The organism is Mesorhizobium sp., from assembly GCF_004962925.1.
Lineage (GTDB): Bacteria > Pseudomonadota > Alphaproteobacteria > Rhizobiales > Rhizobiaceae > Mesorhizobium.
On the sequence record NZ_SUEO01000477.1, the window covers coordinates 1 to 296 of the forward strand.

Sequence of the window (296 nt, forward strand, 5' to 3'; positions counted from 1 at the left end):
TACCAAAACCGGCAAGGACTGGACGCGCAAATATCTGGGCATCGTGGAAGCCGCGAGGGAGATCGCCGTCGAGAACGCCATCATCGACGGCGAGGCTGTTGTCACCAACATTGCCGGCATGCCCGACTTCAATGCGCTCCAGAATGCTGTCCACAACAATCCCTATGCCATGTATCTCTGCGCCTTCGACATTTTGCACCTGAACGGCCAGGATCTACGCGACATCGGCTGCAAGTCGCGCCGCGAAATTCTCTCCGGCATCATCAAGCCGAACCGCCGGATCCAGTTCAGCGAGG

General features: G+C 58.1%; 1 pseudogene. It reads left to right on the plus strand.

The annotated features are described in order from the left end of the window. Positions 1-296, plus strand: a pseudogene (locus E5W87_RS35775) (ATP-dependent DNA ligase); the annotation flags it as partial.